Here is a 24,233-nt window from a genome sequence, read left to right as displayed (position 1 = left end):
CTTACTGGTGGCTGTCGGTGTAGGGCAGCAGCGCCAGGTAGCGTGAGCGCTTGATGGCGGTAGCCAGCTGGCGCTGATAACGGGCCTTGGTCCCGGTGATACGGCTGGGGACGATCTTGCCGGTCTCGGTGATGTAGGCCTTGAGCGTGTCCAGATCCTTGTAGTCGATCTGCTTCACGCCCTCTGCGGTGAAACGGCAGAACTTACGGCGACGGAAAAAGCGTGCCATTGAGAGTCTCCTTGGACGTGCGGAATCAGTTGGCTTCGGCGGTTTCGGCGCTACGCGGCTTTTCTTCGCGACGCGGGCGCTTCTCTTCCGCCGGCTTCATCATCGGCGAAGCTTCGGTGATGGCTTCCTTACAGCGCACGACCAGGCTGCGGATGATGGCGTCGTTGAAGCGGAAGATGTTCTCGATTTCATCGAGGGTCTCGCCGCCGCACTCGACATTCATCAGCACATAGTGGGCCTTGTGGATCTTGTTGATCGGGTAGGCCAGGTGACGACGGCCCCAGTCTTCCAGGCGATGCACGGTGCCACCGCTATCGGTGACGATGCTGGAGTAGCGCTCGACCATGGACGGCACTTGCTCGCTCTGGTCCGGGTGGACCATGAACACGATTTCGTAATGACGCATGGGATCTCCTTGCGGGTTGGCAGCTTCCTCGTGAGAACCGCAGTCGCTCAGGGGAAGCAAGGAGGTGATAGTCAAAATGCAAACGCCCGCTCACGCAGGAACGGGCGCATGCATTGTAGTGAGGCGCGGCACCAGTTGCAAGAACAGCGCCGTCAGCCGTCGCTCGCGGGGGAGCCGGTGCGGCGCTGGCGCACCGCCTCGAACAGCGCAACGCCCGTGGCCACCGAGACGTTGAGGCTCGATACCGCGCCCGCCATGGGCAGCTTGACCAGGCTGTCGCAGGCCTCGCGGGTCAGCCGCCGCAGCCCCTTGCCCTCGGCGCCCATCACCAGCGCCACGGGGCCGGTGAAGTCGGCCTCATAGACCAGGATCTCGGCCTCGCCGGCGGTACCGATGACCCAGACGCCCAGCGCCTTGAGCTTGGCCAGGGCGCGGGCCAGGTTGGTGACCTGATAGACCGGCACGCTCTCGGCGGCGCCGCAGGCCACCTTGCGCACCGTGGCATTGAGCGGCGCAGCCTTGTCCTTGGGCACGATGACACCCTGCACGCCGGCGGCGTCGGCGCTGCGCAGGCAGGCCCCGAAATTGTGCACGTCGGTGACGCCATCCAGCACCAGCAGCAGCGGCGGCGCCGCCAGCGACCAGGCCTCCAGCCGGAACCACAGCGCCGCCTCGCTCTCGGCGGACAACGGCGGACACAGCGCCACCACGCCCTGATGGGCGGCCCCCTGGGCCAGGCGGTCGAGGTCATCGCGGGGCCGCGACTGGACCCTGGCGCCCAGCCGCCGGGCGGCCTCGACCAGCTCGGCGAGGCGCCGGCCGGCATCGCCCTCTTGCACCCAGAGCTCGCGCGGGGCCTCGCCGCGCTCGATCAGGGCACGCACCGCATGCACCCCGAACACGGCATCGAGCCCGCCGGGCACCCCGGAAGGCGGGCGCTGGGCACCCCGCCGGCCGGGCTCGCCACGCCGCCCCCGGGGCCCCGCCGCCATCAGCTGCGCCTCGGCTTGCGCGGCCCACGACGGCGCTTGCCGCCTTTCGGGCGCGGGTCGCCGGACTTGTCACCCGCGGCGGGCGTCGACGCAGCGGCCCCCTGCGCACTGCCGGCGCGACGCTTGCGCGGGGCCCGCTTGGGCCGTGGCTTGTCGTCGGCCAAAGCGAAGTCGATCTTGCGATCGTCCAGGTCGACCCTAGCCACCTGCACGGTGACGCCGTCGCCGAGCCGATAGCTCATGCCGGTGCGCTCACCCTTGAGGCGATGCTTCTCCGCCTCGTAGTGGTAGTAGTCCGAGGGCAGCGAGGTGACGTGCACCAGGCCCTCGACGTACACCTCATCGAGGCGCACGAAGATGCCAAACTGGGTCACCGAGGCGATAGTGCCGTCGTACACCTCGCCGAGCTTGTCGGACATGAACTCGCACTTGAGCCAGTCCTCGACGTCGCGGGTGGCGTCGTCGGCGCGCCGCTCGGTCATCGAGCAGTGCTCGCCGAGTTCGAGCATCTGCTCGAAGGTGTAGGGACACCACTTGCTGGGCGGCTCCACCTTGCCCCCCTCGGCCCGCAGCACGGTATTGGTCTGGCGCGGCCCACGAATCACCGAGCGGATGGCGCGATGCACCAGCAGGTCGGGATAGCGGCGGATCGGCGAAGTAAAGTGGGCATAGGCCGGATAGGCCAGGCCGAAGTGGCCCTCATTGTGAGGCGAATAGACCGCCCGGCTCATGGAGCGCAGCATCACGGTCTGGATCACGTCGAAATCGGGACGGTCCTTGATCACCTCGGCCAGATCGCGGTAATCCTCGGGGCTCGGATTATCACCGCCGCCCAGCGACAGCCCGAGCTCATTGAGGAACAGGCGCAGCTTGTCCAGGCGCTCCGGCGAGGGCTTCTCGTGGATGCGGTACAGCGCCGGCAGATCATGCTTGTCGAGGAAGCGGGCGGTGGCCACGTTGGCCGCCAGCATGCACTCCTCGATGATCTTGTGGGCATCGTTGCGGGAGCGCGGCACGATCTTCTCGATCTTGCGCTCCTCGTTGAAGAGAATCGCCGTCTCGGTGGTCTCGAAATCGATGGCCCCGCGGGCCTCGCGGGCCTCGCGGAGCAGCCGATAGAGCGAATGCAGGTTCTGTAACGAAGGTACCAGGGCGCGGTACTCCTCGCGCAGGGCGTCGCCCTCGGGATCGTCCTCGTCGAGGATCGCCGCGACCTTGTTGTAGGTCAGCCGCGCATGCGACTGAAAGACCGCCTCGTAGAAGCGGTAGCGGCTGATGGCGCCGGACTGGGAAATATTCATCTCGCAGACCAGTGCCAGCCGGTCGACGCTAGGATTCAGCGAGCAGAGGCCGTTGGAGAGCAGCTCCGGCAGCATGGGCACCACCTGCCCCGGGAAGTAGACCGAGTTGCCGCGGGTGATCGCCTCCTGATCCAGGGCGCTGCCGGGGCGCACGTAATGAGACACGTCGGCGATCGCCACCAGCAGCTTCCAACTGCCCGATTTGGTCTTCCAGGCGCAGACAGCGTCATCGAAGTCCTTGGCACTCTCGTCGTCGATGGTCACCAGCGGCACGTCGCGCAGGTCGATGCGCTGCGCCTTGTCCCCCTCGACCACCTCGGCGGACATGCCGGCGATCTGATCGTGCACCTCCGGGGGAAACTCAGCGGGAATCTCGTAGCTGCGGATGGCAATGTCGATCTCCATCCCCGGGTCCATGCGCTCGCCGAGCACCTCGACCACCTCGCCCACCGGCTGCACCCGGGTCTCGGGCTGCTGCACGATCCGCGCCGAGATCACCTGGCCGTCCTTGGCCCCGCCGCAGGCGCTATGGGGGATGATCACCTCCTGGGTGATGCGCGGATTCTCGGGGATCAGCACACCGAACTCGGGAGTGTTCTCGCGGTAGACGCCGACCATGGTCTGGGTATTGCGGGCCAGCACCTCGGCGACGGTGGCCTCGTCACGGCCTCGGCGGTCGCGCCCGCTGACACGCACCAGCACGTAGTCGCCATGAAAGACGCGACGCATCTGGCGCGGCGGCAGCACCAGGTCGGACTTCTTGCCGTCGTCACGCAGCACGAAGCCGAAGCCGTCGCGATGGCCGAGCACCTTGCCCTTGATCAGGTCGAGCTTGTCGATCAGCGCATAGGCCCCGGCGCGGTTGCGCAGGACCTGGCCGTCGCGCTCCATGGCCGCCAGGCGTCGCCGCACCGCCTCCTGGAGGTCCTCGTCCTCGAGGCCTAGCATGCGGCTCATGGCCTCATGGGTGATCGGCTTGCCGTACTCCTCCAGTCGCGCGAGCAGGTATTCGCGGCTGGGCGCCGGGTTGTCGTACTTGTGGGCCTCGCGGCTCGCGTGCGGGTCGTCGCTGAGCGTCCAGTGGGTCATGCGTCAGGCATCCTTGGCAACGTCGGAGAGAGCGTTCTCGGTAAGGCCGATGGGGCGCGGGCGATACGCCACGGGGGTGGGAACTTGCAATTCGGGTCTATTGTCATGACCGTAGTATAGCGCCGGCGAAGGCACGACCCAACCTTGGTCGTTGACACGCCCCTTCGGCAGCGGTTTTTTTCGCTCCACGGCGCTGCGCGGCCTTGCATTGAACGCGAAATTGGGTAATATACGCCTCGCCTGCCCAGATGGCGGAATTGGTAGACGCGCTAGCTTCAGGTGCTAGTGTCCTTACGGACGTGGAGGTTCAAGTCCTCTTCTGGGCACCATCGAACCCAGCCGACATGGTCGGGTCGAATCAAGGCATCGCTCGTGTTCGCCCAGGTGGCGGAATTGGTAGACGCGCTAGCTTCAGGTGCTAGTGTCCTTACGGACGTGGAGGTTCAAGTCCTCTCCTGGGCACCATGACCGAGACAGGCATGGCGCCGCGGACACGACGAACGACAGGCCGGATTGCATGATGCGCCCAGGTGGCGGAATTGGTAGACGCGCTAGCTTCAGGTGCTAGTATCCTTACGGATGTGGAGGTTCAAGTCCTCTCCTGGGCACCACCGCTTTAACACGGTCCCAGCCGCGTCATGTCGATCAAGGCAGATTATCGGAAACCGCGACAGCCTCGCGGTTTTTTTGTGTCTTCAGAAGCGGGCGGGCAGGCGAGCAACCTCCTCCAACGCCCACCCCTCGGCCACCACCTCCCCTTCCAGCGTTTCGGCCACTGCCTCAGGCAACTGGGGGAAGAAGTTCAGCCCGGTGCGCGCCTCGATCTCCTCGACGCTGACCAGGTAGTCGTCCAACGGCTCGTCGCCCCGCACGGACTGGGGCATGAGAAAGGCCACCACCATGGGCGCCTCGGCCGGCACCACGACGATCTTGTAGAAGGCCTCGGGAATCTCCACGAGCCCCACGCGATTGAGCACGTTGTCGAAGAACCGCTCCGGAAACACCGGCCCGGTGATCACCTGCACCACGCCGAAGCGCGGCACGAAATGGTCGATCACCACTTCTTCGAGCCGCTGCCAAAGCCGCCGATTGAGGTCCGGGCGCTGAGGCGAGATATTGCTCATCAGAAAGGTCTGGCGCTGCGCCTCGGCCCCGTGCACCGAGGCGATGGCGTAGTTGGGGGCCAGGTGGCCGCGGTCATAGCCGCTGCCGAAATAGCTGTCGGCGGCGATGGGCCAGAGGGTGCGCCAGTCGCGGCGGAAATCGGGCCGCGGCCCGATGCGGGCGTCGTCCACCTCGTACAGGAAGTAGCTGACCCACAGCGGATTGACCCGTACGTCGGACCAACCCACCAGAAACCCCTCGTTGCGCAGCACACGATGCGCAGTGAGCGGGGTCAGGCGCTCCCAGGTGGGTACGCCCATCCAGCTGAGCGAGTCGCGGTACTCCTGCTCCTGGGTATACCAGAGCCCGCTGCCCACCAGCACGAAGAGCAGGGTGATACCGAAGCGGCGGGTCTGGCGGCGCCAGCGTGACAGGGCGCGAGAGGGTCGGCGTCTGGCCATCCTTGGGGGTGTCTCGTCCGGTAAGCTGAAGCCGCCGGTGCCGGTCGGCCCGACGGCGGCGTAACGTCGTTGAAGGCGAAGGCGACGACTCGACGCTACCAGCCCAGCGAGAACATGGTCTCCAGGTCATGACGGGAATGCACCTGCATGGCGTTGAGGGTCTCGGTGTCGCGAATGCCCTCCACGGCGTTGAGCCGCTCGGTGACCAGCTCGGCCAGGCTCTCGAAGTCCCGGGTCCGCGCGATGGCCACCAGATCGTAGCGTCCACAGGTGGAGTAGACCTCGCTGATACCCTCGACGTCGGCCAGGCGCTCGGCCACAGCCTTGACCTGGCCCTTGTCGGTATTGATCAGGATGACGGCATTCTGCATCGGACACACTCCCGGGTCTGAAACCTCTCGCGGCAAGACAGTCGCCGCGACCTGGCGCGAGTATAGCAGCGCATTGGGCCGTGCTGAATCGCCGCCCATTCTCAAGGCTCTGTCCAGCCCCCAACTTCGACCGCACACAGGCCTTCGGTCAGATGTAGTAGAGCAACAGCGAGATGGTCAGCAATACGGCCACCCAGAGCACCATGCTGCCTGTCGGCCAGGTGCGAGCGAGAATCCCCCTGGGGCCGTGATAACGCATGGCCTGGGAGACGATGCGGCGCAAGGGCCAACGCAGGGCGGCAAGCAGGCTGCGCCATGCAACCGTACCGCGCTGGTGAATGAAGCGGACAGCACGCGGGGCCGCCACGCGATAGAACCAGTCCGTATCAAGGGTGATCCTGTCCTTTGGCGCCAGGAAGTTCAGCAGAAGGAAAAAGACCAGACCAACGAATGAAAGAAGCTGCAGGTCCCAGAACACATGGCCGGGCGTATAGGCGTTGTAGCCGACCGGCTGATGCGGAAGCAGCTGGTACAGCCACTGCGGATATACACCGATAAAAATACAGAAGAAGGCGGCAATCCCCATGGCGAGCAGCATGTTGGTCGGCGCTTCCCGGGGGCGCAGCCCGGTATCCCGGCCCAGGAAGGCGAACCACGGGAGCTTCAGGCCAACGCTCAGGAAGGTGCCCGCGGATGCCAACGAGAGCATCAGCCAGACAAGTGCCGCCTGATGGTCCGCATAGGCCTCCAGGATCATGCTCTTGCTGACAAAACCGCTGGTCAGGGGGAAAGCCGAGATGGAGAAGGCCGCGATCATGTAGAACAGGAACGTCAGCGGCATGGCGCGGTAGAGTCCCCCCAATTCCGTCAGCTTTGCGCGGCCGGTCATGTGGATAATGGCGCCGGCACTCATGAACAGCAGCGCCTTGTACAGGATATGAGTGAAGGCATGGGCCGCGGAGCCGTTGAGGGCCATGGCGGTACCCAGACCGATACCGGCCACCATGAAACCCACCTGGCTGACAATGTGGTAGGCGAGCAGCCGACGGATATTGTTGGCCAGCACCGCATAGGTCACCCCCCAGAGTGTCATGAGCGCCCCGAGCCAGATCAGGATTTCGGTTTCGGGAAACCCCCGCATCAGCGTGTAGACCGCCGTTTTGGTGGTAAAAGCACACAGAAACACCGCCCCGGTCACCGTGGCCTCGGGGTAAGCATCGGTGAGCCAGGCGTGCAGTGGCGGCACGGCGGCATTGATCATGAAACCGAGCAGGATCAGCCAGAATGCCGGGGTACCGGTCTCGATGACGTTGAAGCTCAGGCTTCCGACCTGAGCGTAATACACCACTATGCCGGCCAGCAGCAGCACACCGCTGACCGCGTGAACCATCAGATACCGGAAGCCGGCCGCCAGGGAGGCGGCCCGGCGATTTCGCCAGATCAGCCAGACCGATGAGAGCATCATCAGCTCCCAGAAGACATAGAGCGTGATCAGATCACCGGCAAACACGACCCCCATGGCGGACCCGGCATAGATCAAGCCGGCCATATGCTGAATAGCGTCATGCACATGGAGGGCATAGATGGCGCCGACCAGGGCCATGATGGCAAACACATGGGCGAAGACCAGGCTCAGCGAGTCCGCTCGGCCCAGGATTAGTTCCATGTTCAGAAATTGAACGCTGGCGTGAGTTCCCGCAGCGGTGCCCAGCACGGCCAACAGGGCCAGGGTGGGCACGACCAGGAGGAATACCTTCTGCACCACCCCACGGAAAATCGGCAGCAGCAGCCCGCCCAGAATCAGCAGCAGGGAGGGGGAGAGCCACTCGACGAAAGGCCAGTTGATCACGAACCATTCAGGCATGACGGCTGTACTCTATGTATCGGTTCGGTTGCGTTGATCGGAGGATTCATCGAGTGCCCGGTAGGGTTCCAGTTCCTCCTCATAATAGTCATCCCGTCGATAGACAAGCCCGAAGCCGAGACCCTTGGCCAGACCGATCAGGGTCAGGCACGCCAAGGCCCCAAAGAGGGCGCCGAATCCCCCCCACGACTCCCAGACGAAGCGATCATAGCCGGTCGGTATCAGCAGGTCGGCGATGATCAGTGCCGCCATGGCGACAAGCAGCGCCCCTTTCAGCCGTGAGGCGTTGTGCACCAGCAGGTCGAGCAGTTTGACGAGCATCTTTCCTCCCCACGGTGGATCCGTATCAGTTGGCGAAGAGGCCGCCGAGCAGGGCCCGCAGCGGATCCGCGGCCAGGAACAGCGCCATGCAGCCCAGCGCCGTGATACACAGGGGCACCACACACAGCAGCGGCGCCTCCCGGATACCCTCACGCCCACCATCCCTTGGCGGCATCAGGAAGGCCCTCACCACCGGCATCAACAGATAGGCGATATTGAGCAGCGTGCTGAGCATGAACACCAGGACAACGAAGAGCCGGCCGCTGTCGGCCGCCCCCAGCAACAGGTGCCATTTGCTCCACAGCCCGCCCATGGGAGGCGCGCCGATGACACACAGCGCCCCGAGCAGGAAGGCGCCCATGGTGAAGGGCATGCGTCGACCGAGGCCATCCATCTCGCTGATATGGGTCTTCCTGGTGGCCACGTAGATGGCGCCGGCACAGAAGAACAGCGTGATCTTGCCAAAGGCATGCATGACGATATGCATACCGCCCCCGATGGCCGCCAACTCATTGGCCAGCATCACACCGAGCGTGATGTAGGAGAGTTGGCTGACCGTGGAATAGGCCAGCCGCGCCTTGAGGTTGTCTTTCTGCAGGGCCACGAGTGACGCCGACAGCAGGGAAAAGGCGGCGATGATCAGCAGCAGATCCGCACTCCAGAGCTCGCGGAGGTAATCCTGACCGAAGATGTAGGTGCTCACCTTGAGCACGGTGAAGACCCCAGCCTTGACCACCGCCACCGCGTGCAACAGGGCGGAAACGGGGGTAGGCGCCACCATGGCGGCAGGCAGCCAGCGGTGAAAGGGCATCAGTGCGGCCTTGCCGATGCCGTAGATATAGAGCAGCAGCAACAGCGCCCCCAGACCGTGACCTACCCTCCCCTCCATGATCCCGCCATCGGTAAAGCTCAGGGATCCGGTCAGCCACCAGGTGGCGACGATGGCCACCAGTTGAAAGCCGATGGAGGTACCGAGCAGCAGCCCCAGGTAGGTTCGAGCCCCTGTCTGGGCTTCACGATTGCCCTTATGGGCCACCAGGGGATAGGTGGAGAGCGTCAGTACCTCGTAGAAGATGAAAAGGGTGAACATGTTTTCGGCGAAGGCAATGCCCATTACCGAAAAGAGCGCCACCGCAAAACAGGCGTGAAAGCGCGTCTGCTTGCGTTCGTTGGTGCTGCGCATATAGCCGATGGCATACAGCGAGGTGATGACCCAGAGGCCGGAGGCCACCAGGGAGAAGATCATGCCGAGCGGTTCAACTTCGAAGGCCATGTTCAGGCCAGGCAACAACTCGAACAGCGTAACGGCTGGGCGCTCTCCCGCCAGCACAGCAGGCAGTAGCTGCAGGACCGTAATGAACAGGGCAACGGCAGTGGCCACCATCAGGCCATCACGGAGATTGGGGCGGCGGCCGGTCAGCGCAATCAGCAGGGCCCCCAATGCCGGCACCACCAGGGCGAGCGGAATGGCGGCTGTGGATTCCAGGAACAGAAAGGGGCTCACCGGTAACCTCCCATCAGTGCCTCGGCGGCGCGCTCGGCCAGGCCCACCGGCAGCGATGTCTCGATACCGAAATAGAGGCAGGCAAGCGAGAGAAGCCAGGTGGGAACCAGTAGCGAGAGCGGCGCCTCACGTACCGGCTGGCGGTCATCGGGTTCATGGAAAAAAGCCACTTCCACCACTCGCCAGACATAGAGCAGGGCCAGTACGGACGTCCCCAGGATGAAAATGGCGATCGGCCAGAGCCCTCCGTCCAGGGCGGCGAGAATGAGGTGCCACTTGGTCACGAAGCCGGCCGTCAGCGGAACACCGATCAGCGACAGCCCTGCAATGACGAAGGCCGTCATGGTCCAGGGCATGCGCTGGCCGGCGCCGGCCAGGTGGCCGAGGGAAACGCCACCGAGCCGATAGGCGATGCAGCCCAGCGCCATAAACAGTGCCGCCTTGGTAATCGCATGGTTGAAGAGGTGCAGAACCGAAGCCATCAGCCCCAGGGTGCTGGCAAAGCTAATGCCCAGAATGATGTAGCCCACCTGAGCCACGCTGGAGTAGGCGAACATGCGCTTGATATCGGTATGAAAGATGGCAACGATCGAGGGAATCAGGATGCCGAGCATCGCCAGCGGCATCAGCAGCAGATTCATCTCAATGTCGATGAAGCTCAGCTCATGGCCAAAGACGCCGAAGATGAAGCGCAGCAGCACATAGATGGCTACCTTGGTCGCCGTGGCTGACAGGAACACGGTGACCATGGAGGGAGCATAGGCGTAGGCGTTGGGCAGCCAAAGATGCAGCGGAAACAGCGCCAGCTTCAGCGAGATGCCCACCACGATAAAGGCCAGCGCAGCACGCACCGTTCTGGTGTCATTGACTTCCGGCAGTCTATCGGCCAGGTCCTGCAGGTTCAGGGTGCCGGTCATGATATAGAGAAAACCGATGCCGATCAGCAGGAAGGTGGTCCCGATCGTTCCCATCATCAGGTACTGATAGGAGGCCATCACGGCTCGCCGATCACGGCCCGTGGCGATGAGCGAGTATGACGCCAGCGCGGCGATCTCGAAGAAAACGAAGATATTGAAGGCATCCCCCGTGATGGCGATACCCAGCAGCCCGCAATTGGCCAACAGGAAGGCAGCATAGAAGAACCCCTGCTTGTCTGCGGGCACCTCACTGGCCACGCTGAGCCGCGCAAAGGGCATGACCACCGCATTGATGACGCTGATCACCAGCAGCACCAGAATATTGACCGAGTCAACCCGGTACTCGATCCCCACCGGCGGCACCCAGCCGCCCATATGGTAGGCAACGACCCCTTCGGCCCGGACTCGCATCAGCAGCAGAAGAGAAATGGCCAGGGTGAGCCAGCTGGTCAGAGTGGTGGTGAGCCAGGCGGCGCGTGGCAAGCGGCTCATGAGCATCACCAGCGGTGCCGCCAGCATGGGGATAATGACCTGAAGCGCCGGCAGATGAAGCTGAAGCAGGCCCATCAATTCCCCTCGTCCTGAGCGTGAATCTCGTCCTCTTCGATAGTGCCGTAGAGCTCATGGATGCGTACCACCAGGGCAAGCCCCACGGCAGTCAGGGCCACCCCCACGACGATGGCGGTCAGGATGAGCACATGAGGAAGGGGATTGGAGTAGTCGCTCACACCCTCTACATAAATCGGCGCGGTGCCACCCTCCAGCTTGGCCAGACTGATGAAGAAGATGAACACAGAGGTCTGAAAGATGTTCAGCCCAACGATCTTCTTGATCAGGTTACCCTGGGCAATAACGATGTAGAAGCCCACCATCATGAGCACCACGACGACCCAGTAGTTATAGAACCCAATCCACTCCATTACTGCTGCTCCCGGCCAGCAAAGGCATAGAACAGGGTGAGAGCGACGGCAGCAACGGTAATGCCCACACCGAGTTCGATGCCGATAATCCCCAGGGTCTCGCCTGCCTGATCATTCGCAAGCAGGACCTTGTACTCCAGAAATTGCCCGCCCAGCGCAATGCAAGCCAGGCCGATACCGATATAGAGCAGGACGCCAAAGGCAGCCAGAAACCGGGCCACTTCCGGGGGGATGGCATCCTGTGCCACATCCAGCCCGAATATCAGGCTGAAGATGATAAAGCCAGCGGAAAAGATAACCCCCGCCTGGAAGCCGCCTCCAGGGCTGTACTCTCCATGAAACTGGATATACAGCGCGTAGATCACGATCAGAGGGATCATGATCTTGGTAATGATCCGCAGCACGATGTGATGTTTCACGAACGCCTCTCCCTGCGACTGGGCTTCTCCCAGCGACGCTTGCGCTGCCGAGCCCGGCCGCTGCCGATCACCAGCAGCACCGCCACGGCGGCAGTCAGCACAACCACGGCTTCGCCAAGGGTATCCAGCCCTCGATAGCTGGCCAGCACGGAGGTCACCATGTTGGGGATGCCGATCTCCTCCACCGACCGCTGGGTAAAGTGCGGCGCCAGATGGATATGGGCTGGCGCCTGAGGATCTCCCACCTGAGGCATATCCAAGGTGCCGTAGATAAGCGCTCCCCCGGTTATGACCACGACAACCAGAGCCAGCAGATTTTGCCGGGTGATACGGACTTTTTCTTCGCTAGTGGTCAGCGCCAGAGTGGCCAGCATGAGAATGATCATGATCCCGGCGCCAACGGCAGCCTCTGTCAGGGCGACATCGACGGCATCGAGCATCACGAACAGCGATGCCGCCAGCAGGCTGTAGATGCCGGTCAGCATGATCACCGCGAAGAGGTTGCGAATTCTCACCACCGCAATCGCTACCAGCGCCATGAAGGCCAGCAGTATGAGATCGATCAGGGCTGCGATGACTCATCCTCCTTGTCGGACCGCCAGGGGGACAGCTTGCACTGGCGAGCCGCCTTGGTCAGCGCATGGCTGGCGGCAGGCGCCGTAAAGAACAGGAACACGAGGGTGAACAGCAGCTTGGCGCCCACCTCCAGGGAGTCAGTACGCAGCATCAATCCGCCGAGGATCAAAATCATACAGAGGGTGTCGGTCATCCCGGCCGCCTGGATGCGGGAGTAGAAATCGGGAAAGCGCAGCAGACCAACGCCGCTTATGACCACCAGGATGGCGCCACTGACCAGCATAAGCCCGCTGAGAAGATTCAGTAACAGGCTCATGGCTTCTCCTCCTCACTGCCTCTTCGCGACGCACCGAAGCGGCCGGACTCGAAGAATTGCAGGACAGCCACAACGCCAATGTAGTTGAGCAGCGAATAGACAATGGCAATGTCGATGAACTCGGGACGACCGACAATGAAGCCAAGCAGGGCAATGAGCAGCACCGTTAGGCTGCCAACGGCATTCACCGCCAGAAGTCGGTCGAAGAGCGTAGGCCCCAGGTAGGCCCGGGTCAGAGCGCAGCCTATGCTGACGAGAACGGCCAGCGCGATGACAACCAGCATCAGGACTCTCCCTCAAGCCGAGTCACCCGCCGGTCCATCTCACCGCTCAGAACGCCCTGCTCCAACTCCTCGGTCAAGGCGTAGAACCAGACCTCCTGCTCACGGACATAGACGGTCACTGTGCCAGGCGTCAGCGTGATGGAGTTGGCGAGAAACACCCTGCCCAAGTCAGTTTTCTGAGTGGCATCTAGCCGACATAGCCGGGGGCTCAGGCTCTTGCGACCCCTGATGATGTGGCTCGCCACCACCAGGTTGGCTTTCACGACCTCCTTGAACAGCCAGGGCAGGTACTTGATGACAGGGACCAGCAGGTGCACAGGATGCCCTTCCCGGTCAAGGACCCGCATGCGGTAAGCAAGATATACCGTGAGAGCAACCGACACCGCGCCAAGCGGCACTAGAATGGGATGGGTCCAGTTGCCGGAGAACAGCAGCCAGATAACGGCCAGAATGACGGTCAGGCTGACGGCGTACTTGAGCACAGTAAGCTCCTTGAGTAACCGCGAGAGTTTCACCGAACAGGTTGCATCCATTCTGCCTGTTTCAGCAGCCGCATGGCTCTCTGAACGATTTATACTTTATTTTTATTACCCCGAATAGTCCTCCACATCCATCAGACAAACAAGGCGTTTCTTCAACGATCGTAAAGCCGCCCCACACCGATCTGAAAATGAATCTCAAGCAAGATCACGAATACATGCCACTCTCAAAAACCAGCAGCATCCCCTCCAAGAATGGGATTATCAAAGCGGCTCAACCCCACTGAACAGTGCCTTACCGCCACCTTTTCTTAACGAACCACCATGCGTGGAGCACCGATTGGCTTCGGGATCAACGAACCTCAAGGGCGAAGATCCTCCACGCCTTCCAGAGCGAGCAGACGACGCTTCAATTCGAGCCCGCCGCTATACCCCCCCAGACCGCTGGCGGCCACCACCCGGTGACAGGGAATCAGCAGCGGCAGCGGATTGGCCCCGTTGGCAGCCCCGATCGCCCGGGCCGCCCCTTCCCGGCCCAGCCGCCGGGCCAGCTCGCCGTAGGTGCGGGTCTCGCCATAGGGGATACGCTGCAGCGCCGACCAGACCTGGCGCTGGAACTCGCTGCCGCCGGGCGCCAGCGGCAGGCTGAAGCTGCGACGCCGCCCCGCCAGATAGGCCAGCAGCTGCTCGCGAACCTCCTCCAGCACCTGATCATCGCGCCGGGCATCGCCGGGGTCCGGCTGTTCACCGGCATCGAGGGTCAGCCGCGTGACCCCCAGATGCTCGTCGGCTTCGATCAACAGCTCGCCCAGCGGCGAATCCAGTCGCGTAAAGATTGCCATGCCCCCTCCCTTATCCATTGCGTTGCCGTCAAACGCTTGGGTCGCCCGCCCCAGGGTCGGCTCGCTCATCGACCGGCGAGCCGCTGCGAACTCCAGACCCCGATACCTGTCGGAGCAACAGACGGACGACCACCGTCTACACCATGATACCCGCCAACCGGGCTATCATGCCGTGACGATAACTCAGACCGTGACGATAAGGAGACTCCATGGGCAATCAGAGCCGTCGTGACTTCATGCGCAACAGCCTGCTGGGTCTGGCCGCCCTGCCCCTGGGCGCCGGTATCCTCTCGAAACAGGCCTTCGCCGAGACGCTGCCGCGCCTGGATCCCAGCGACGAGCAGGCACAGGCCCTGAACTATGTCGAGGTTGCCAGCGACGCCAGCGACCATCCCGCCTACGAGGAAGGCGAGGTCTGCGACAACTGCATGTTCTTCGAAGCCGATACGGAAGGCTGCCAGCTGTTCCCGCAGTACAGCGTGGAGCCTCAGGGCTGGTGCCAGTCCTGGGCCCCCATCACCTGATCGCCCCACCCCTCATGCGACCGGGCGCCGCCCCGGTCGTTTGCCCGGCTGACGCTCCGCCGCCCTGCTCGCCCCCCCTGCCTCGCTCGCTATCCACCCCTCCTGCCCCTCCAGGGGACGACTCAGTGGCTCCGGGACTCCTCTTCCGGCAGCGGCCACTGATAGCGTCGAGCGACGGTATCGTCGTCCATGGTCGACTCCAGGCGTACCGGAAAGCCCCACAGCTGGTGGAGATGGCGCATCACCGGGTAGACGCTGCGCGCCAGCGGCCGCCGGCTGTCCTGAACATGGCGCAGGGTAAGCGAGCGGTCCCCGCGGATGTCCGCCGAATAGACCTGGATGTTGGGCTCGCGCACCGCCAGCGCGTACTGGGTGGCCAGCGCCTCGCGGATGCGCCGGTAGCCGCGATCGTCATGGATGGCCGCCACCTCCAGCATCTCTTCCTGGTCGTCGTCGACCACCATGAACAGTTTCAGGTCGCGGATCACCTTGGGCGAGAGGTACTGCTGGATGAAGGACTCATCCTTGAAGTTGCGCATAGCGAAGTGCACCGCCTCGATCCAGTCGCCGCCGGCGGTATCCGGGAACCACTCGCGATCCTCCTCGGTGGGCGCCTCGCACATGCGCTTGATGTCGCTGAAGATGGCGAAGCCCAGCGCATAGGGGTTGATGCCGCTGAAGTAGGCGCTGTCGAAGGGCGGCTGGTTGACCACCGCAGTATGCGACTGCAGGAATTCCAGCATGAAGCCCTCATCCACCAGCCCCTCGTCGAACAGCCGATTCATCAGCGTGTAGTGCCAGAAGGAGGCCCAGCCCTCGTTCATCACCTGGGTCTGGCGCTGGGGGTAGAAGTACTGGGCGAGCTTGCGCACGATTCGCACCACCTCGCGCTGCCAGGGAGCCAGCAGCGGGGCGTTCTTCTCGATGAAGTAGAGCAGGTTCTCCTGGGGCTCGGGCGGGTAGCGCTCGCCACCGTGAAGGCCCAGCGGATCTTCCTCATCCTGGTCGGCGGCCAGCGTATCGCTCGCCACGGGGCCTGGAATGGTGCGCCACAGGGTGTTGACCTGGGCCTGGAGGTGCTCCTCACGCTCCTTCTGGCGCCGCATCTCCTCCTCGGCCGAGATCGGCGAGGGGCGCTTGTAGCGGTCGACGCCGTAGTTCTGCAGGGCGTGGCAGGCGTCGAGCAGCTGCTCCACCGCCGTGACGCCGTGGCGCTCCTCGCACTCCGCCACGTATTTGCGGGCGAACACCAGGTAGTCGATGATCGAACTGGCGTCGGTCCAGGTGCGAAACAGGTAGTTGCCCTTGAAGAAGGAGTTGTGTCCGTAGCAGGCGTGGGCCATCACCAGCACCTGCATCATCAGGGTGTTCTCCTCCATCAGGTAGGCGATGCAGGGGTCGGAGTTGATCACCAGCTCATAGGCCAGGCCCATCTGGCCGCGCCGATAGGCCTGCTCCACGGCAAGGAACTGCTTGCCGAAGGACCAGTGATGATAGCCCACCGGCATCCCCACGCTGGCATAGGCGTCCATCATCTGCTCGGTGGTGATGATCTCGATCTGGTTGGGGTAGGTGTCCAGGCGGTACTCGTCGGCCAGGCGCACCAGCTCCTGCTCGTAGGCCTCCAGCACCTCGAATGACCAGTCAGAACCGGTAGCGATGGGCTTGCGTCGGATCATGCTGCCTCCTCATCCGCATCAGGTTGCGGTTCGGCGCCGAAACAGGTCGCGGAAGACCGGGTAGATATCGCCGGCCTCGACGATCTGGCGCATCGCGAAGCGATCGGGGAACTCGGCGGCTACCGTCTCGTACTCCTCCCACAGCGCCTGGTGGGCATGGGGGGTGATCTCCACATAGGTGAAGTATTGCAGGCGCGGCATCAGAGACTTCATCAGCAGTTCACGACAGTTCACCGAGTCATCGTCCCAGTTGTCGCCATCGGAGGCCTGGGCCACATAGAGGTTCCACTGCCCGGGGGGATAGCGCTTGGCGATGATCTCGTCGACCAGGGTCAGCGCACTGGAGACGATGGTCCCGCCGGTCTCCCGGGAATAGAAGAACTCCTCCTCGTCGACTTCCTTGGCCGCCGTATGGTGGCGCACGAACACCAGCTCGACCTTCTCGTAGTTGCGCTCCAGGAAAAGATAGAGCAGCAGGAAGAAGCGCTTGGCGATATCCTTATGGCCCTGGGTCATGGAGCCCGAGACGTCCATCACGCAGAACATTACCGCCTTGCTCGACGGCTGCGGCTGGTTGATCAGGTTGTTGTAGCGCAGGTCGTAGGTGTCGATGAAGGGCACCGCCTCGAGGCGCTTCTCGAGACGCTCGATCTCGGCCTTGAGCTCGGCGATGCGCGAAGGATTGCGCAGCACCGGGTCCTTGTGCTCCTCCTCGGCCAGCGCCTCGCGGGCCTCCCGCAGGGCGCGACGGATCGGCGCACGCATGGCGATCCGTCGCGCATAGGCCTCGCGCATCGAGCGCACGATGTTGATGCGCGCCGGCACCCCCTCCTTGGAGACCCCGGCACGCACCGGGCGCACCTCATCGAGGTCGACCAGCGCCTTGCGCTCCAGGTGGGGAAGCTCCAGGCCGTCGAAGACGAAGTCCAGGAACTCCTCCCGGGAGAGGGTGAAGGCGAACTCGTCCATGCCTTCGCCCTGGTTGGAGGCGCCTCCCTCGCCAGCACCTCCTCCACCTCCGCCGCCGCCCGGGCGACGCAGCCGATCCCCCTCGACGAACTCCTTGTTGCCAGGCGCCACGATGGTTCGCTTGCCACCGGGGCCGTGCTGGAACACCGGCTCGGAGATATCGCGGGTCGGGATCGACACCTTCTCGCCGCGCTCCATGTCGGTGATCGAACGGCGGTTGACCGCCTCCTCCACAGAGCGCTTGATGTGGGTCCGGTAGCGATCGAGGAAACGCTGCCGGTTGACCGCACTCTTGTGCTTGGCATTGGCCCTTCGATCGATGAAATAGGTCATACAGACCTCCCGCCTTCGCGGCCGTTACTGCGATTTGCGCACCCGCAGGTACCACTCGGACAGCAGCCGCACCTGCTTCTCGGTGTAGCCGCGATCCTTCATGCGCGCCACGAAGTCCTCGTGCTTCTTCTGGTCCGCCGTGGACGCCTTGGCGTTGAAGGAAATCACCGGCAGCAGCTCCTCGGTGTTGGCGAACATCTTGTGCTCGATCACCCCGCGCAGCTTCTCGTAGGACTGCCAGCTGGGGTTCATGCCGTTGTTCTGGGCACGCGCCCGCAGCACGAAGTTGACCACCTCGTGACGGAAGTCCTTGGGGTTGGAGATCCCGGCCGGCTTCTCGATCTTCTCCAGCTCCTCGTTGAGGGCCTGGCGATTGAACAGCTCGCCGGTCTCGGGGTCGCGGTACTCCTGATCCTGGATCCAGAAGTCGGCGTAGGTGACGTAGCGATCGAAGATGTTCTGGCCATACTCGGAGTAGGACTCCAGGTAGGCGGTCTGGATCTCCTTGCCGATGAAGTCCACGTAGCGCGGCGCCAGGAACTCCTTGATGAAGCGCAGGTAGCGCTCGAAGGTCTCGCGCGGCAACTGCTCCTGTTCGAGGCGCTGCTCGAGCACATAGAGCAGGTGCACCGGGTTGGCAGCCACCTCATGGTTATCGAAGTTGAACACCTTGGAGAGGATCTTGAAGGCGAAGCGGGTGGAGAGCCCGTCCATGCCCTCGTCGACCCCGGCGGCATCGCGATACTCCTGAATCGACTTGGCCTTGGGGTCGGTATCCTTGAGGTTCTCGCCGTCGTAGACGCGCATCTTGGAGTAGATGCTGGAGTTTTCCGGCTCCTTGAGCCGCGAGAGCACCGAGAACTGGGCCAGCATGCGCAGGGTGTCCGGCGCACAGGGCGCCTGGTCGAGCGAGGAGTGCTCCAGCAGCTTCTGGTAAATCTTGATTTCCTCGGTCACTCGCAGGCAGTAGGGCACCTTGACGATGTAGACCCGGTCGAGGAAGGCCTCGTTGTTGCGGTTGTTGCGGAACGCCTGCCACTCACTCTCGTTGGAGTGGGCCAGCACCACGCCCTCGAAGGGGATCGCCCCCATGCCTTCGGTGGGGTTGTAGTTGCCCTCCTGGGTGGCGGTCAGCAGCGGATGCAGCACCTTGATCGGTGCCTTGAACATCTCGATGAACTCCATCAGCCCCTGGTTGGCCTTGCACAGCCCGCCGGAGAAGCTGTAGGCGTCCGGGTCGTCCTGGGAGTAGAGTTCGAGCTGGCGGATGTCGACCTTACCCACCAGCGAGGAGATGTCCTGGTTGTTCTCGTCGCCCGGCTCGGTCTTGGAAATGGCGATCTGGTTGAGTCGCGAGGGATAGAGCCTGACCACTCGGAACTGGGAGATATCGCCGCCGTACTCCTGAAGACGCTTGGCCGCCCAGGGCGACATCACGCTCTTCAGGTAGCGCTGGGGAATGTGGTACTCCTGTTCGAGCAGCTCACCGTCCTCCTCGGGGGAGAACAGCCCCAGCGGTGACTCGAAGACCGGAGAGCCCTTGATGGCATAAAAGGGAATCCGCTCCATCAACAGCTTGAGGCGCTCGGCCAGCGACGACTTGCCGCCGCCCACCGGCCCCAGCAGGTAGAGGATCTGCTTGCGCTCCTCCAGCCCCTGGGCGGCATGGCGGAAGTAGGCGACGATCTGTTCGATCGCCTCCTCCATGCCGTAGAACTCGGAAAAGGCCGGGTAGCGACGGATCACCTTGTTGGAGAAGATCCTCGAGAGCCGCGAATCCTTCGCCGTGTCAATCACCTCGGGCTCGCCGATGGCCTTCAACATGCGCTCGGCGGCGCTGGCATAGGCCATGGGGTCCTCGCGACACAGCTCCAGGTACTCCTGCAGGCTCATTTCCTCCTGCCGGACCCGTTCGTAGCGATTCTGCACATGATCAAAGATGCTCATCGAAGCCTCCTGTTTGCCCGCCCCTTTGGCCATCGCACGAATCATGGCCTCCGTGGGTTACCCTTCAGCCTAGACAGCATTCGGCCAATGGCGGTCTGCGAGCTATCAACGCAATATACGTGTACCCATGAGAACGCAGGGAGCGAGCAGGGTTCGATGAGACCAGGGGCCTGGAATTAAACGCTACAAGGACGCTTGGGGGGGCTTGGCGAGGGAAAAATCGGCGCGTGGTGGCCGCGCACAGGCAGACCACCACGATCATGCAGTATGCAACCAAAGGCGGGTCAGCGCGCTGCCTGCTCACGCACGGCGGCCAGGTCCCAGGCGCGCAGCAGCTCCACCGCGGTTTCCTGAGAGGCGATGTTCTGCCCCTTCACCTGCATCAGGATGCGCCCGTCGAGCAGCAGCGTCGCCTCGGCGCGGGAGCGGTCGGGCTCCCATTTGACGATGACCGACTCGCGCCCCAGGCGCACCCGCTCCATGTTGGGTTGGGCGGCGATCATCGCCGGATTGCTGAACATCGCTGCCATGCCCTGGACCATCGGGTTGTCGATCATCAGGGACGCCTCGAGCTGGCCGTTGCCGTCCTGTTCACGGTACTGACGCTGCAGCATGGTGCCTCCCGCTCCGCCCAGCATGGCCGCGGCACCGCCACCGGCCGACTCCACCTCACCGGCCGTCCAGCCGTCCGGTGCGTCGGGGAAGGTCGCACCGATGCGGCTCGACATCAGTTTGCGGATATCGTTGATAGCGAACTCCAGCTCGGTGATGGCCGCGCCATACTCCGCCTCCTGATAGAGTTCGAGTCCTAGTTCGATCTGCTCGACGACCTCGTCAGCCAGCGAGTGTCCGGCCACCGGCAGCAGCATGGACGCCGCGATAACGGCGCTGCTCAATGTTCTGCACCTGAGTTGCATGTTCCTTCTCCTTAGCGGTCATGACGACAAATGGATCGATGACTGTCGAAGATCGACGGCAAATGCCGTCACCTGCTGCCGGTAGCACCGCTTACCGGACCCAACCTCCAGCTTAGCTGCCCAACTGACCGCCGAACCGGTGCGTCACCCGGAGCTCTCGGCGGAAGCGGCCTCGGCCTGCCCCTGGCCACCGGCCTCCCTGGCACGCTCCTTGAGCTTGCGGAATGGCTTGGACATCCCATCGAGCTTGGCCTCCCACTCCGGGTCAGGCTGCTGGCCTTCAATGGTCTTGAAATAGGCCTGCATCAGGCAGGTGATAGCGAAGGGCTCGAGCAGCGCCACCTTGACACTCCAGGCAAACAGCAGCGCCACGACCACCCCAGTCGCCGACCAGCCGCCGGGAATCAGATAGGCCACCAGGGCCGCCGGCGCCAGCATCACCAGAAACACCACGAAGGAGAGCCCATAGACGATCAGCGCCAGCCAGGCGGCATTCTTGAGCATCGGCTTGTAATTCTGTCCATAGAGCACCAGCGCCTCGCGGGAAGAGGCCCAGGCGTTCTCGGAGCGGGTGCGAATGCAGTAGGCCAGGATCACCTCGTCGATAAAGCCGACGGCGATACGCAGGAACAGCTCGATCAGCCGAATGAACTGCCGGGCCCCGGGAATCGGCAAGAGGCGAAACACGCCGCGGGCCAGGCCGGTCAGGGTCTTCAACACCCCCTTGATCAGCTGGTCGACGCCGAACAGCACGCTAGCCTGGCCGAAGCGCTCCTTGACCACGGTGGCGGCATGGTCGATCTGGCCGCGCCCCTCGGGCAGTGGCTGCTTGTCGAGCAGTTCCACCAGCACGGCGATATGGCCGGCCTTGACCATGTAGAGCAGGTACTCGCGCAGCACATACATGATGGCGCCGACGATGCCGAAGCCCACCACGCCGCCCCAGAAGGTGGAAGCGGCACGAAAGCCCTCGTCACCGAAGCCGCCAATGCCCCAGCCGACCCCGGCACCGACGCCGGTCATCAACACATAGGCCAGGGCCACACCGAAGTAGACGGCCAGCCGGAAGAGCAGAAAGGGCAGCGTCTTGACCATCAGCCCTAAAGACTGACCGATCCGAAAGTCCCACATGGATCCCCCTATCGCATGAGCAGGTAATCAGGTACTAACAGACTAGTCGGACAACGGCCCAGAGACCCCCTTCATCCGAAGGGGGCCTTCGCAGAGCCTGGTTCGGCCCCTAAACGCAGGACCTGGTCGTCCACTCATCCGGCTCGGTGGGCCCGCGCCGGCACTGGTGCTTGCGCTCTACCCGGACCAGCTCCCAGCGACCATCCTCCCGCGGCTCGAAGGTCAGCCGATAGCGCCAGGCCCGTGAGGCATCGTCCTTGAGGTTGTTCAGGGTGAGCATGACGCGCACCTCCCCCGAGTCCAGCATCCACTGCTCGATACGCTCCTCGGTCACGGGATTGGGCAGCTCCAGGCTATAGTGCTCCCGGGCCAGGGACACGGGATCGCGCGTGGTGGTCATGCCGGGGAGGTCGAGGACGAGATAGTCCGCCTCGGCGGCCGTTTCGGCGTGCCAGACACGCAGGACCGGCGTGGGATAGGTGGGCGGCTGGCCGGCCCAGGCCAATCGTGTGCCATCCTCGCTCAAGGCGAGCGCGGCGGCGGGGCCCTGCCTGGGCATCGGCAGCTCGGCGGCCGCCGCCGCGGCGTCCCCCTGGGGCAGCAGCTCACCGGGGAAGTGCTCGGCGCGTTCGGCCACATCGCCGCTCTCCAGCGAGTAGCGCTGCACATCCCGGCCGCAGGCCGCCCATACGCTGTCACCCGTGGCCGAGAAGGCGACTTCCCGACACCCCTGGCCGCCGGCCAGCGCCTGGCGCAGCTCACCCGTTGCCGGGTCCCAGAGCTTGAGCGAGGCATCGGGCATTACGCCGGGGTTCCAGCTGGTGCTCGCCAGGACACTGCCGTCGGGACTGAAGGCCAGCCCGGTGACGGGCAGCGCCCGGTCCACCTCCGGAGAGCGGTGGCCATCCAGCCGGTGCTTGAGCCTGCCGGACGCCAGCTCCCATACCTTGAGGGACGACTCGGTGGCACTGGCCAGAAGCGTCCCGTCGGGAGAGAACGCCAGCTGGGTGACGCTCGCCTCCAGCTCAAGTTCGTGCTGCATGTCGGCGGCCGACCAGTCCGGCGAGCCGCCGCCTTGTGCCCAGGCCGGTGACGCGCTCACCGCCAGCCCCAGGGCGATGGCATAGCGCCACCGCTGCCGCTGGACGCCAGAGACACCTGACCGTCGATGAAACATCCTCACCTCCCGCTATTTTCCAAGCCCCTGCTGACCCTGCTGGCCATCCGGCGCCGCCACCGGGCCGGGGTCCTCGGCCTCCATGCGCAGATAGGCCTCCAGCTCGCCGCGAATCTCCGGGACGATGTCATCGGCGTGGGTGATGCGCATGTAGAAGATCGAGAAGTAAATCACCTTGACCGAGGCGGCAGTGCGCTCCAGCACCACGCTGAACAGCTTGGCGAGCCACAGGGCGATCAGAATGGGCAGGACCGTGATCGGCAGGGTTTCCGGCAGCGGTCCGGCACCGGCCAGCGTCGTACCCGCCAGGGGGTCGCCCACGTAGTAGGCGGACTGAGGATCGCCCACCCAGGCACCGATCAGCAGGCCCACGAACACCATCAGGGCATAGACCGGAAACATGATGGTGCCTACCGCTCGGGCCGCCACGTCGATCCCGAACACCCCGACCAGGGTCTCGGGGACGCTTTCCTTGAGGCGCTTCATGCGCGATACGCTCTCGCGAATGCCGTGGCCGTCGATGACCACCGAGGGCAGCAGATAGTGGTTGACCAGGTCCCACACCTCCCTCAAGCCGCGAAGCAGCAGCGACATCAGCGCCCCCACGGGGCCAAAACGCAGCGCCCAGCTCAGCATGCCGCTGAAGAAGATATCGATCAGGGCAATGCCTCTGGCCTTGCCCTTGAGCGTCTTGACTCGGGCCTTGGCCTCTGCGGCGGAGCGCTTCTCCCCCTTCAGCACCTCGCTCACCAGCCAGCTCTGCCGGAGCTCCTGACGCACATAGTAGAAGTATTTGTAGACAAACATTCCCAGACACAGCAGCAGCGCCGGGGTGCCGATATTGCCGTTGTTCACCCACAGCGCGATCACGCTGATGAAGAACAGGCTGGCCATCACCACCCCGTAAACGGACATGCGCACCCAAGGCCTGAGGATCCCCGGGTCACGGCCCACGAGAGCGAAGGTGTGCTTGAGCAAGTAACCCAGCTGAACGACGCGCTCCTTCACCGCGGGCTGGCGAAGCGTCTCAGCAATCATGCAGTCACCCCCTTAACCGGAAAGAAAATTGACGGGACCACGGCGCCGCGCAGAGCATGACCTGCTCGAGAATGAGCCACCGCCAGACTCAGCGCCATACGCCCCACCGTTGTCGTGTATGCG

General features: G+C 63.6%; 25 protein-coding genes and 3 tRNA genes. 4 read left to right on the top strand and 24 right to left on the bottom strand.

The genetic code is table 11. The features are described 5' to 3' along the window. Nucleotide 1: 1 nt before the first annotated feature. The 4 genes from rpsR to rnr all read right to left on the bottom strand — a co-directional run bounded on the left by rpsR (nucleotide 2) and on the right by rnr (nucleotide 4,017). Nucleotides 2-229 carry a 30S ribosomal protein S18 gene (rpsR, locus tag HOP52_RS07960; protein ID WP_102652548.1) on the bottom strand — a complete coding sequence of 76 codons (228 nt, stop codon included), beginning with the start codon at nucleotides 227-229 and terminating at the stop codon, nucleotides 2-4. A gap of 25 nt (nucleotides 230-254) precedes the next feature. Continuing rightward, on the bottom strand, nucleotides 255-635 hold the full coding sequence (rpsF, locus tag HOP52_RS07955) for a 30S ribosomal protein S6 (RefSeq protein ID WP_238976842.1): 381 nt from the start codon (nucleotides 633-635) through the stop codon (nucleotides 255-257). A gap of 152 nt (nucleotides 636-787) precedes the next feature. Next, nucleotides 788-1,627 (bottom strand): 23S rRNA (guanosine(2251)-2'-O)-methyltransferase RlmB, encoded by an 840-nt coding sequence (gene rlmB / locus HOP52_RS07950; protein WP_275298108.1) that lies wholly within the window; start codon nucleotides 1,625-1,627, stop codon nucleotides 788-790. Next, nucleotides 1,627-4,017, bottom strand: a complete 2,391-nt coding sequence (gene rnr / locus HOP52_RS07945; RefSeq protein WP_238976841.1) for a ribonuclease R — start codon at nucleotides 4,015-4,017, stop codon at nucleotides 1,627-1,629. The genes rlmB and rnr overlap by 1 nt, the downstream gene beginning before the upstream one ends. Before the next feature lie 242 nt (nucleotides 4,018-4,259). Between rnr and HOP52_RS07940 the strand changes: the two genes are divergently transcribed. From HOP52_RS07940 to HOP52_RS07930, 3 genes are all read left to right on the top strand, one after another. Further along, nucleotides 4,260-4,346: transfer RNA gene (locus HOP52_RS07940), tRNA-Leu, on the top strand. Nucleotides 4,347-4,395: 49 nt separating this feature from the next. Continuing rightward, a tRNA-Leu gene (locus HOP52_RS07935) sits at nucleotides 4,396-4,482 on the top strand. A gap of 59 nt (nucleotides 4,483-4,541) precedes the next feature. Continuing rightward, nucleotides 4,542-4,628, top strand: a tRNA-Leu gene (locus HOP52_RS07930). 84 nt (nucleotides 4,629-4,712) lie between these two features. Here HOP52_RS07930 and HOP52_RS07925 read toward each other — a convergent pair. The 13 genes from HOP52_RS07925 to HOP52_RS07865 all read right to left on the bottom strand — a co-directional run bounded on the left by HOP52_RS07925 (nucleotide 4,713) and on the right by HOP52_RS07865 (nucleotide 14,395). Continuing rightward, a complete protein-coding gene (locus HOP52_RS07925) occupies nucleotides 4,713-5,582 on the bottom strand; it encodes a DNA/RNA non-specific endonuclease (RefSeq protein WP_238976840.1) in 870 nt (289 codons plus the stop codon). Between the two features lie 95 nt (nucleotides 5,583-5,677). Continuing rightward, nucleotides 5,678-5,953, bottom strand: coding sequence for an Lrp/AsnC family transcriptional regulator (locus HOP52_RS07920; protein ID WP_043510462.1), 276 nt, complete (start codon nucleotides 5,951-5,953; stop codon nucleotides 5,678-5,680). A gap of 148 nt (nucleotides 5,954-6,101) precedes the next feature. After that, nucleotides 6,102-7,817 carry a Na(+)/H(+) antiporter subunit D gene (locus tag HOP52_RS07915; RefSeq protein WP_238976839.1) on the bottom strand — a complete coding sequence of 572 codons (1,716 nt, stop codon included), beginning with the start codon at nucleotides 7,815-7,817 and terminating at the stop codon, nucleotides 6,102-6,104. 12 nt (nucleotides 7,818-7,829) lie between these two features. Continuing rightward, nucleotides 7,830-8,138: a hypothetical protein gene (locus HOP52_RS07910; protein WP_238976838.1), complete on the bottom strand. Its 309-nt coding sequence runs from the start codon at nucleotides 8,136-8,138 to the stop codon at nucleotides 7,830-7,832. A 25-nt stretch (nucleotides 8,139-8,163) separates the two neighbouring features. Next, entirely contained in the window at nucleotides 8,164-9,642 is a 1,479-nt protein-coding gene (locus tag HOP52_RS07905; protein WP_238976837.1) for a monovalent cation/H+ antiporter subunit D family protein, read from the bottom strand. Continuing rightward, a complete protein-coding gene (locus HOP52_RS07900) occupies nucleotides 9,639-11,126 on the bottom strand; it encodes a monovalent cation/H+ antiporter subunit D family protein (protein WP_238976836.1) in 1,488 nt (495 codons plus the stop codon). Before HOP52_RS07900 ends, HOP52_RS07905 begins: the two co-directional genes overlap by 4 nt. After that, entirely contained in the window at nucleotides 11,126-11,479 is a 354-nt protein-coding gene (locus tag HOP52_RS07895; RefSeq protein WP_238976835.1) for a cation:proton antiporter subunit C, read from the bottom strand. The genes HOP52_RS07900 and HOP52_RS07895 overlap by 1 nt, the downstream gene beginning before the upstream one ends. Next, nucleotides 11,479-11,898 carry a Na(+)/H(+) antiporter subunit B gene (locus HOP52_RS07890; protein ID WP_238976834.1) on the bottom strand — a complete coding sequence of 140 codons (420 nt, stop codon included), beginning with the start codon at nucleotides 11,896-11,898 and terminating at the stop codon, nucleotides 11,479-11,481. The genes HOP52_RS07895 and HOP52_RS07890 overlap by 1 nt, the downstream gene beginning before the upstream one ends. After that, nucleotides 11,895-12,437 carry a DUF4040 domain-containing protein gene (locus HOP52_RS07885; RefSeq protein WP_238976833.1) on the bottom strand — a complete coding sequence of 181 codons (543 nt, stop codon included), beginning with the start codon at nucleotides 12,435-12,437 and terminating at the stop codon, nucleotides 11,895-11,897. Before HOP52_RS07885 ends, HOP52_RS07890 begins: the two co-directional genes overlap by 4 nt. Before the next feature lie 23 nt (nucleotides 12,438-12,460). Beyond that, on the bottom strand, nucleotides 12,461-12,790 hold the full coding sequence (mnhG, locus tag HOP52_RS07880; RefSeq protein WP_238976832.1) for a monovalent cation/H(+) antiporter subunit G: 330 nt from the start codon (nucleotides 12,788-12,790) through the stop codon (nucleotides 12,461-12,463). Continuing rightward, nucleotides 12,787-13,074: an MrpF/PhaF family protein gene (locus tag HOP52_RS07875; protein WP_238976831.1), complete on the bottom strand. Its 288-nt coding sequence runs from the start codon at nucleotides 13,072-13,074 to the stop codon at nucleotides 12,787-12,789. The genes mnhG and HOP52_RS07875 overlap by 4 nt, the downstream gene beginning before the upstream one ends. Then, nucleotides 13,074-13,556, bottom strand: a complete 483-nt coding sequence (locus HOP52_RS07870; RefSeq protein WP_238976830.1) for a Na+/H+ antiporter subunit E — start codon at nucleotides 13,554-13,556, stop codon at nucleotides 13,074-13,076. The genes HOP52_RS07875 and HOP52_RS07870 overlap by 1 nt, the downstream gene beginning before the upstream one ends. A gap of 359 nt (nucleotides 13,557-13,915) precedes the next feature. Next, nucleotides 13,916-14,395, bottom strand: a complete 480-nt coding sequence (locus HOP52_RS07865; protein WP_238976829.1) for a methylated-DNA--[protein]-cysteine S-methyltransferase — start codon at nucleotides 14,393-14,395, stop codon at nucleotides 13,916-13,918. Nucleotides 14,396-14,604: 209 nt separating this feature from the next. Between HOP52_RS07865 and HOP52_RS07860 the strand changes: the two genes are divergently transcribed. Next, nucleotides 14,605-14,919 carry a high-potential iron-sulfur protein gene (locus HOP52_RS07860; RefSeq protein ID WP_238976828.1) on the top strand — a complete coding sequence of 105 codons (315 nt, stop codon included), beginning with the start codon at nucleotides 14,605-14,607 and terminating at the stop codon, nucleotides 14,917-14,919. A gap of 122 nt (nucleotides 14,920-15,041) precedes the next feature. Here HOP52_RS07860 and HOP52_RS07855 read toward each other — a convergent pair whose 3' ends face one another. The 7 genes from HOP52_RS07855 to HOP52_RS07825 form a co-directional block, all read right to left on the bottom strand. Further along, nucleotides 15,042-16,598: a SpoVR family protein gene (locus tag HOP52_RS07855; protein WP_238976827.1), complete on the bottom strand. Its 1,557-nt coding sequence runs from the start codon at nucleotides 16,596-16,598 to the stop codon at nucleotides 15,042-15,044. 18 nt (nucleotides 16,599-16,616) lie between these two features. Then, entirely contained in the window at nucleotides 16,617-17,900 is a 1,284-nt protein-coding gene (locus tag HOP52_RS07850) for a YeaH/YhbH family protein (protein ID WP_238976826.1), read from the bottom strand. 24 nt (nucleotides 17,901-17,924) lie between these two features. Then, nucleotides 17,925-19,847 (bottom strand): PrkA family serine protein kinase, encoded by a 1,923-nt coding sequence (locus tag HOP52_RS07845; RefSeq protein ID WP_238976825.1) that lies wholly within the window; start codon nucleotides 19,845-19,847, stop codon nucleotides 17,925-17,927. 284 nt (nucleotides 19,848-20,131) lie between these two features. After that, on the bottom strand, nucleotides 20,132-20,764 hold the full coding sequence (locus tag HOP52_RS07840) for a hypothetical protein (protein ID WP_238976824.1): 633 nt from the start codon (nucleotides 20,762-20,764) through the stop codon (nucleotides 20,132-20,134). 144 nt (nucleotides 20,765-20,908) lie between these two features. Further along, entirely contained in the window at nucleotides 20,909-21,895 is a 987-nt protein-coding gene (locus HOP52_RS07835) for a hypothetical protein (RefSeq protein ID WP_238976823.1), read from the bottom strand. 109 nt (nucleotides 21,896-22,004) lie between these two features. Continuing rightward, nucleotides 22,005-23,072 carry a WD40 repeat domain-containing protein gene (locus tag HOP52_RS07830; protein WP_238976822.1) on the bottom strand — a complete coding sequence of 356 codons (1,068 nt, stop codon included), beginning with the start codon at nucleotides 23,070-23,072 and terminating at the stop codon, nucleotides 22,005-22,007. Between the two features lie 12 nt (nucleotides 23,073-23,084). Beyond that, on the bottom strand, nucleotides 23,085-24,110 hold the full coding sequence (locus HOP52_RS07825) for a hypothetical protein (protein WP_238976821.1): 1,026 nt from the start codon (nucleotides 24,108-24,110) through the stop codon (nucleotides 23,085-23,087). Between the last annotated feature and the right edge of the window lie 123 nt (nucleotides 24,111-24,233).

Origin of the sequence: Billgrantia campisalis (assembly GCF_022341425.1) — a bacterium.
GTDB lineage: Bacteria > Pseudomonadota > Gammaproteobacteria > Pseudomonadales > Halomonadaceae > Halomonas > Halomonas campisalis.
The sequence above is the reverse complement of the archived record's forward strand: the minus strand, read 5'-3'. Positions and strand labels throughout refer to the sequence as shown.

Coding starts and splice junctions, on each gene's coding strand:
- HOP52_RS07825 (WP_238976821.1), bottom strand. CDS start 24,110: ATGATTGCTGAGACGCTTCGCCAGCCCGCGGTGAAGGAGCGCGTCGTT.
- HOP52_RS07920 (WP_043510462.1), bottom strand. CDS start 5,953: ATGCAGAATGCCGTCATCCTGATCAATACCGACAAGGGCCAGGTCAAG.
- HOP52_RS07840 (WP_238976824.1), bottom strand. CDS start 20,764: ATGCAACTCAGGTGCAGAACATTGAGCAGCGCCGTTATCGCGGCGTCC.
- HOP52_RS07915 (WP_238976839.1), bottom strand. CDS start 7,817: ATGCCTGAATGGTTCGTGATCAACTGGCCTTTCGTCGAGTGGCTCTCC.
- HOP52_RS07895 (WP_238976835.1), bottom strand. CDS start 11,479: ATGGAGTGGATTGGGTTCTATAACTACTGGGTCGTCGTGGTGCTCATG.
- mnhG (WP_238976832.1), bottom strand. CDS start 12,790: ATGAGCCTGTTACTGAATCTTCTCAGCGGGCTTATGCTGGTCAGTGGC.
- HOP52_RS07835 (WP_238976823.1), bottom strand. CDS start 21,895: ATGTGGGACTTTCGGATCGGTCAGTCTTTAGGGCTGATGGTCAAGACG.
- rpsR (WP_102652548.1), bottom strand. CDS start 229: ATGGCACGCTTTTTCCGTCGCCGTAAGTTCTGCCGTTTCACCGCAGAG.
- HOP52_RS07925 (WP_238976840.1), bottom strand. CDS start 5,582: ATGGCCAGACGCCGACCCTCTCGCGCCCTGTCACGCTGGCGCCGCCAG.
- HOP52_RS07865 (WP_238976829.1), bottom strand. CDS start 14,395: ATGGCAATCTTTACGCGACTGGATTCGCCGCTGGGCGAGCTGTTGATC.
- HOP52_RS07900 (WP_238976836.1), bottom strand. CDS start 11,126: ATGGGCCTGCTTCAGCTTCATCTGCCGGCGCTTCAGGTCATTATCCCC.
- HOP52_RS07855 (WP_238976827.1), bottom strand. CDS start 16,598: ATGATCCGACGCAAGCCCATCGCTACCGGTTCTGACTGGTCATTCGAG.
- HOP52_RS07850 (WP_238976826.1), bottom strand. CDS start 17,900: ATGACCTATTTCATCGATCGAAGGGCCAATGCCAAGCACAAGAGTGCG.
- rlmB (WP_275298108.1), bottom strand. CDS start 1,627: ATGGCGGCGGGGCCCCGGGGGCGGCGTGGCGAGCCCGGCCGGCGGGGT.
- rpsF (WP_238976842.1), bottom strand. CDS start 635: ATGCGTCATTACGAAATCGTGTTCATGGTCCACCCGGACCAGAGCGAG.
- HOP52_RS07830 (WP_238976822.1), bottom strand. CDS start 23,072: ATGTTTCATCGACGGTCAGGTGTCTCTGGCGTCCAGCGGCAGCGGTGG.
- rnr (WP_238976841.1), bottom strand. CDS start 4,017: ATGACCCACTGGACGCTCAGCGACGACCCGCACGCGAGCCGCGAGGCC.
- HOP52_RS07845 (WP_238976825.1), bottom strand. CDS start 19,847: ATGAGCATCTTTGATCATGTGCAGAATCGCTACGAACGGGTCCGGCAG.
- HOP52_RS07910 (WP_238976838.1), bottom strand. CDS start 8,138: ATGCTCGTCAAACTGCTCGACCTGCTGGTGCACAACGCCTCACGGCTG.
- HOP52_RS07885 (WP_238976833.1), bottom strand. CDS start 12,437: ATGGCGCTGGTAGCGATTGCGGTGGTGAGAATTCGCAACCTCTTCGCG.
- HOP52_RS07875 (WP_238976831.1), bottom strand. CDS start 13,074: ATGCTGGTTGTCATCGCGCTGGCCGTTCTCGTCAGCATAGGCTGCGCT.
- HOP52_RS07860 (WP_238976828.1), top strand. CDS start 14,605: ATGGGCAATCAGAGCCGTCGTGACTTCATGCGCAACAGCCTGCTGGGT.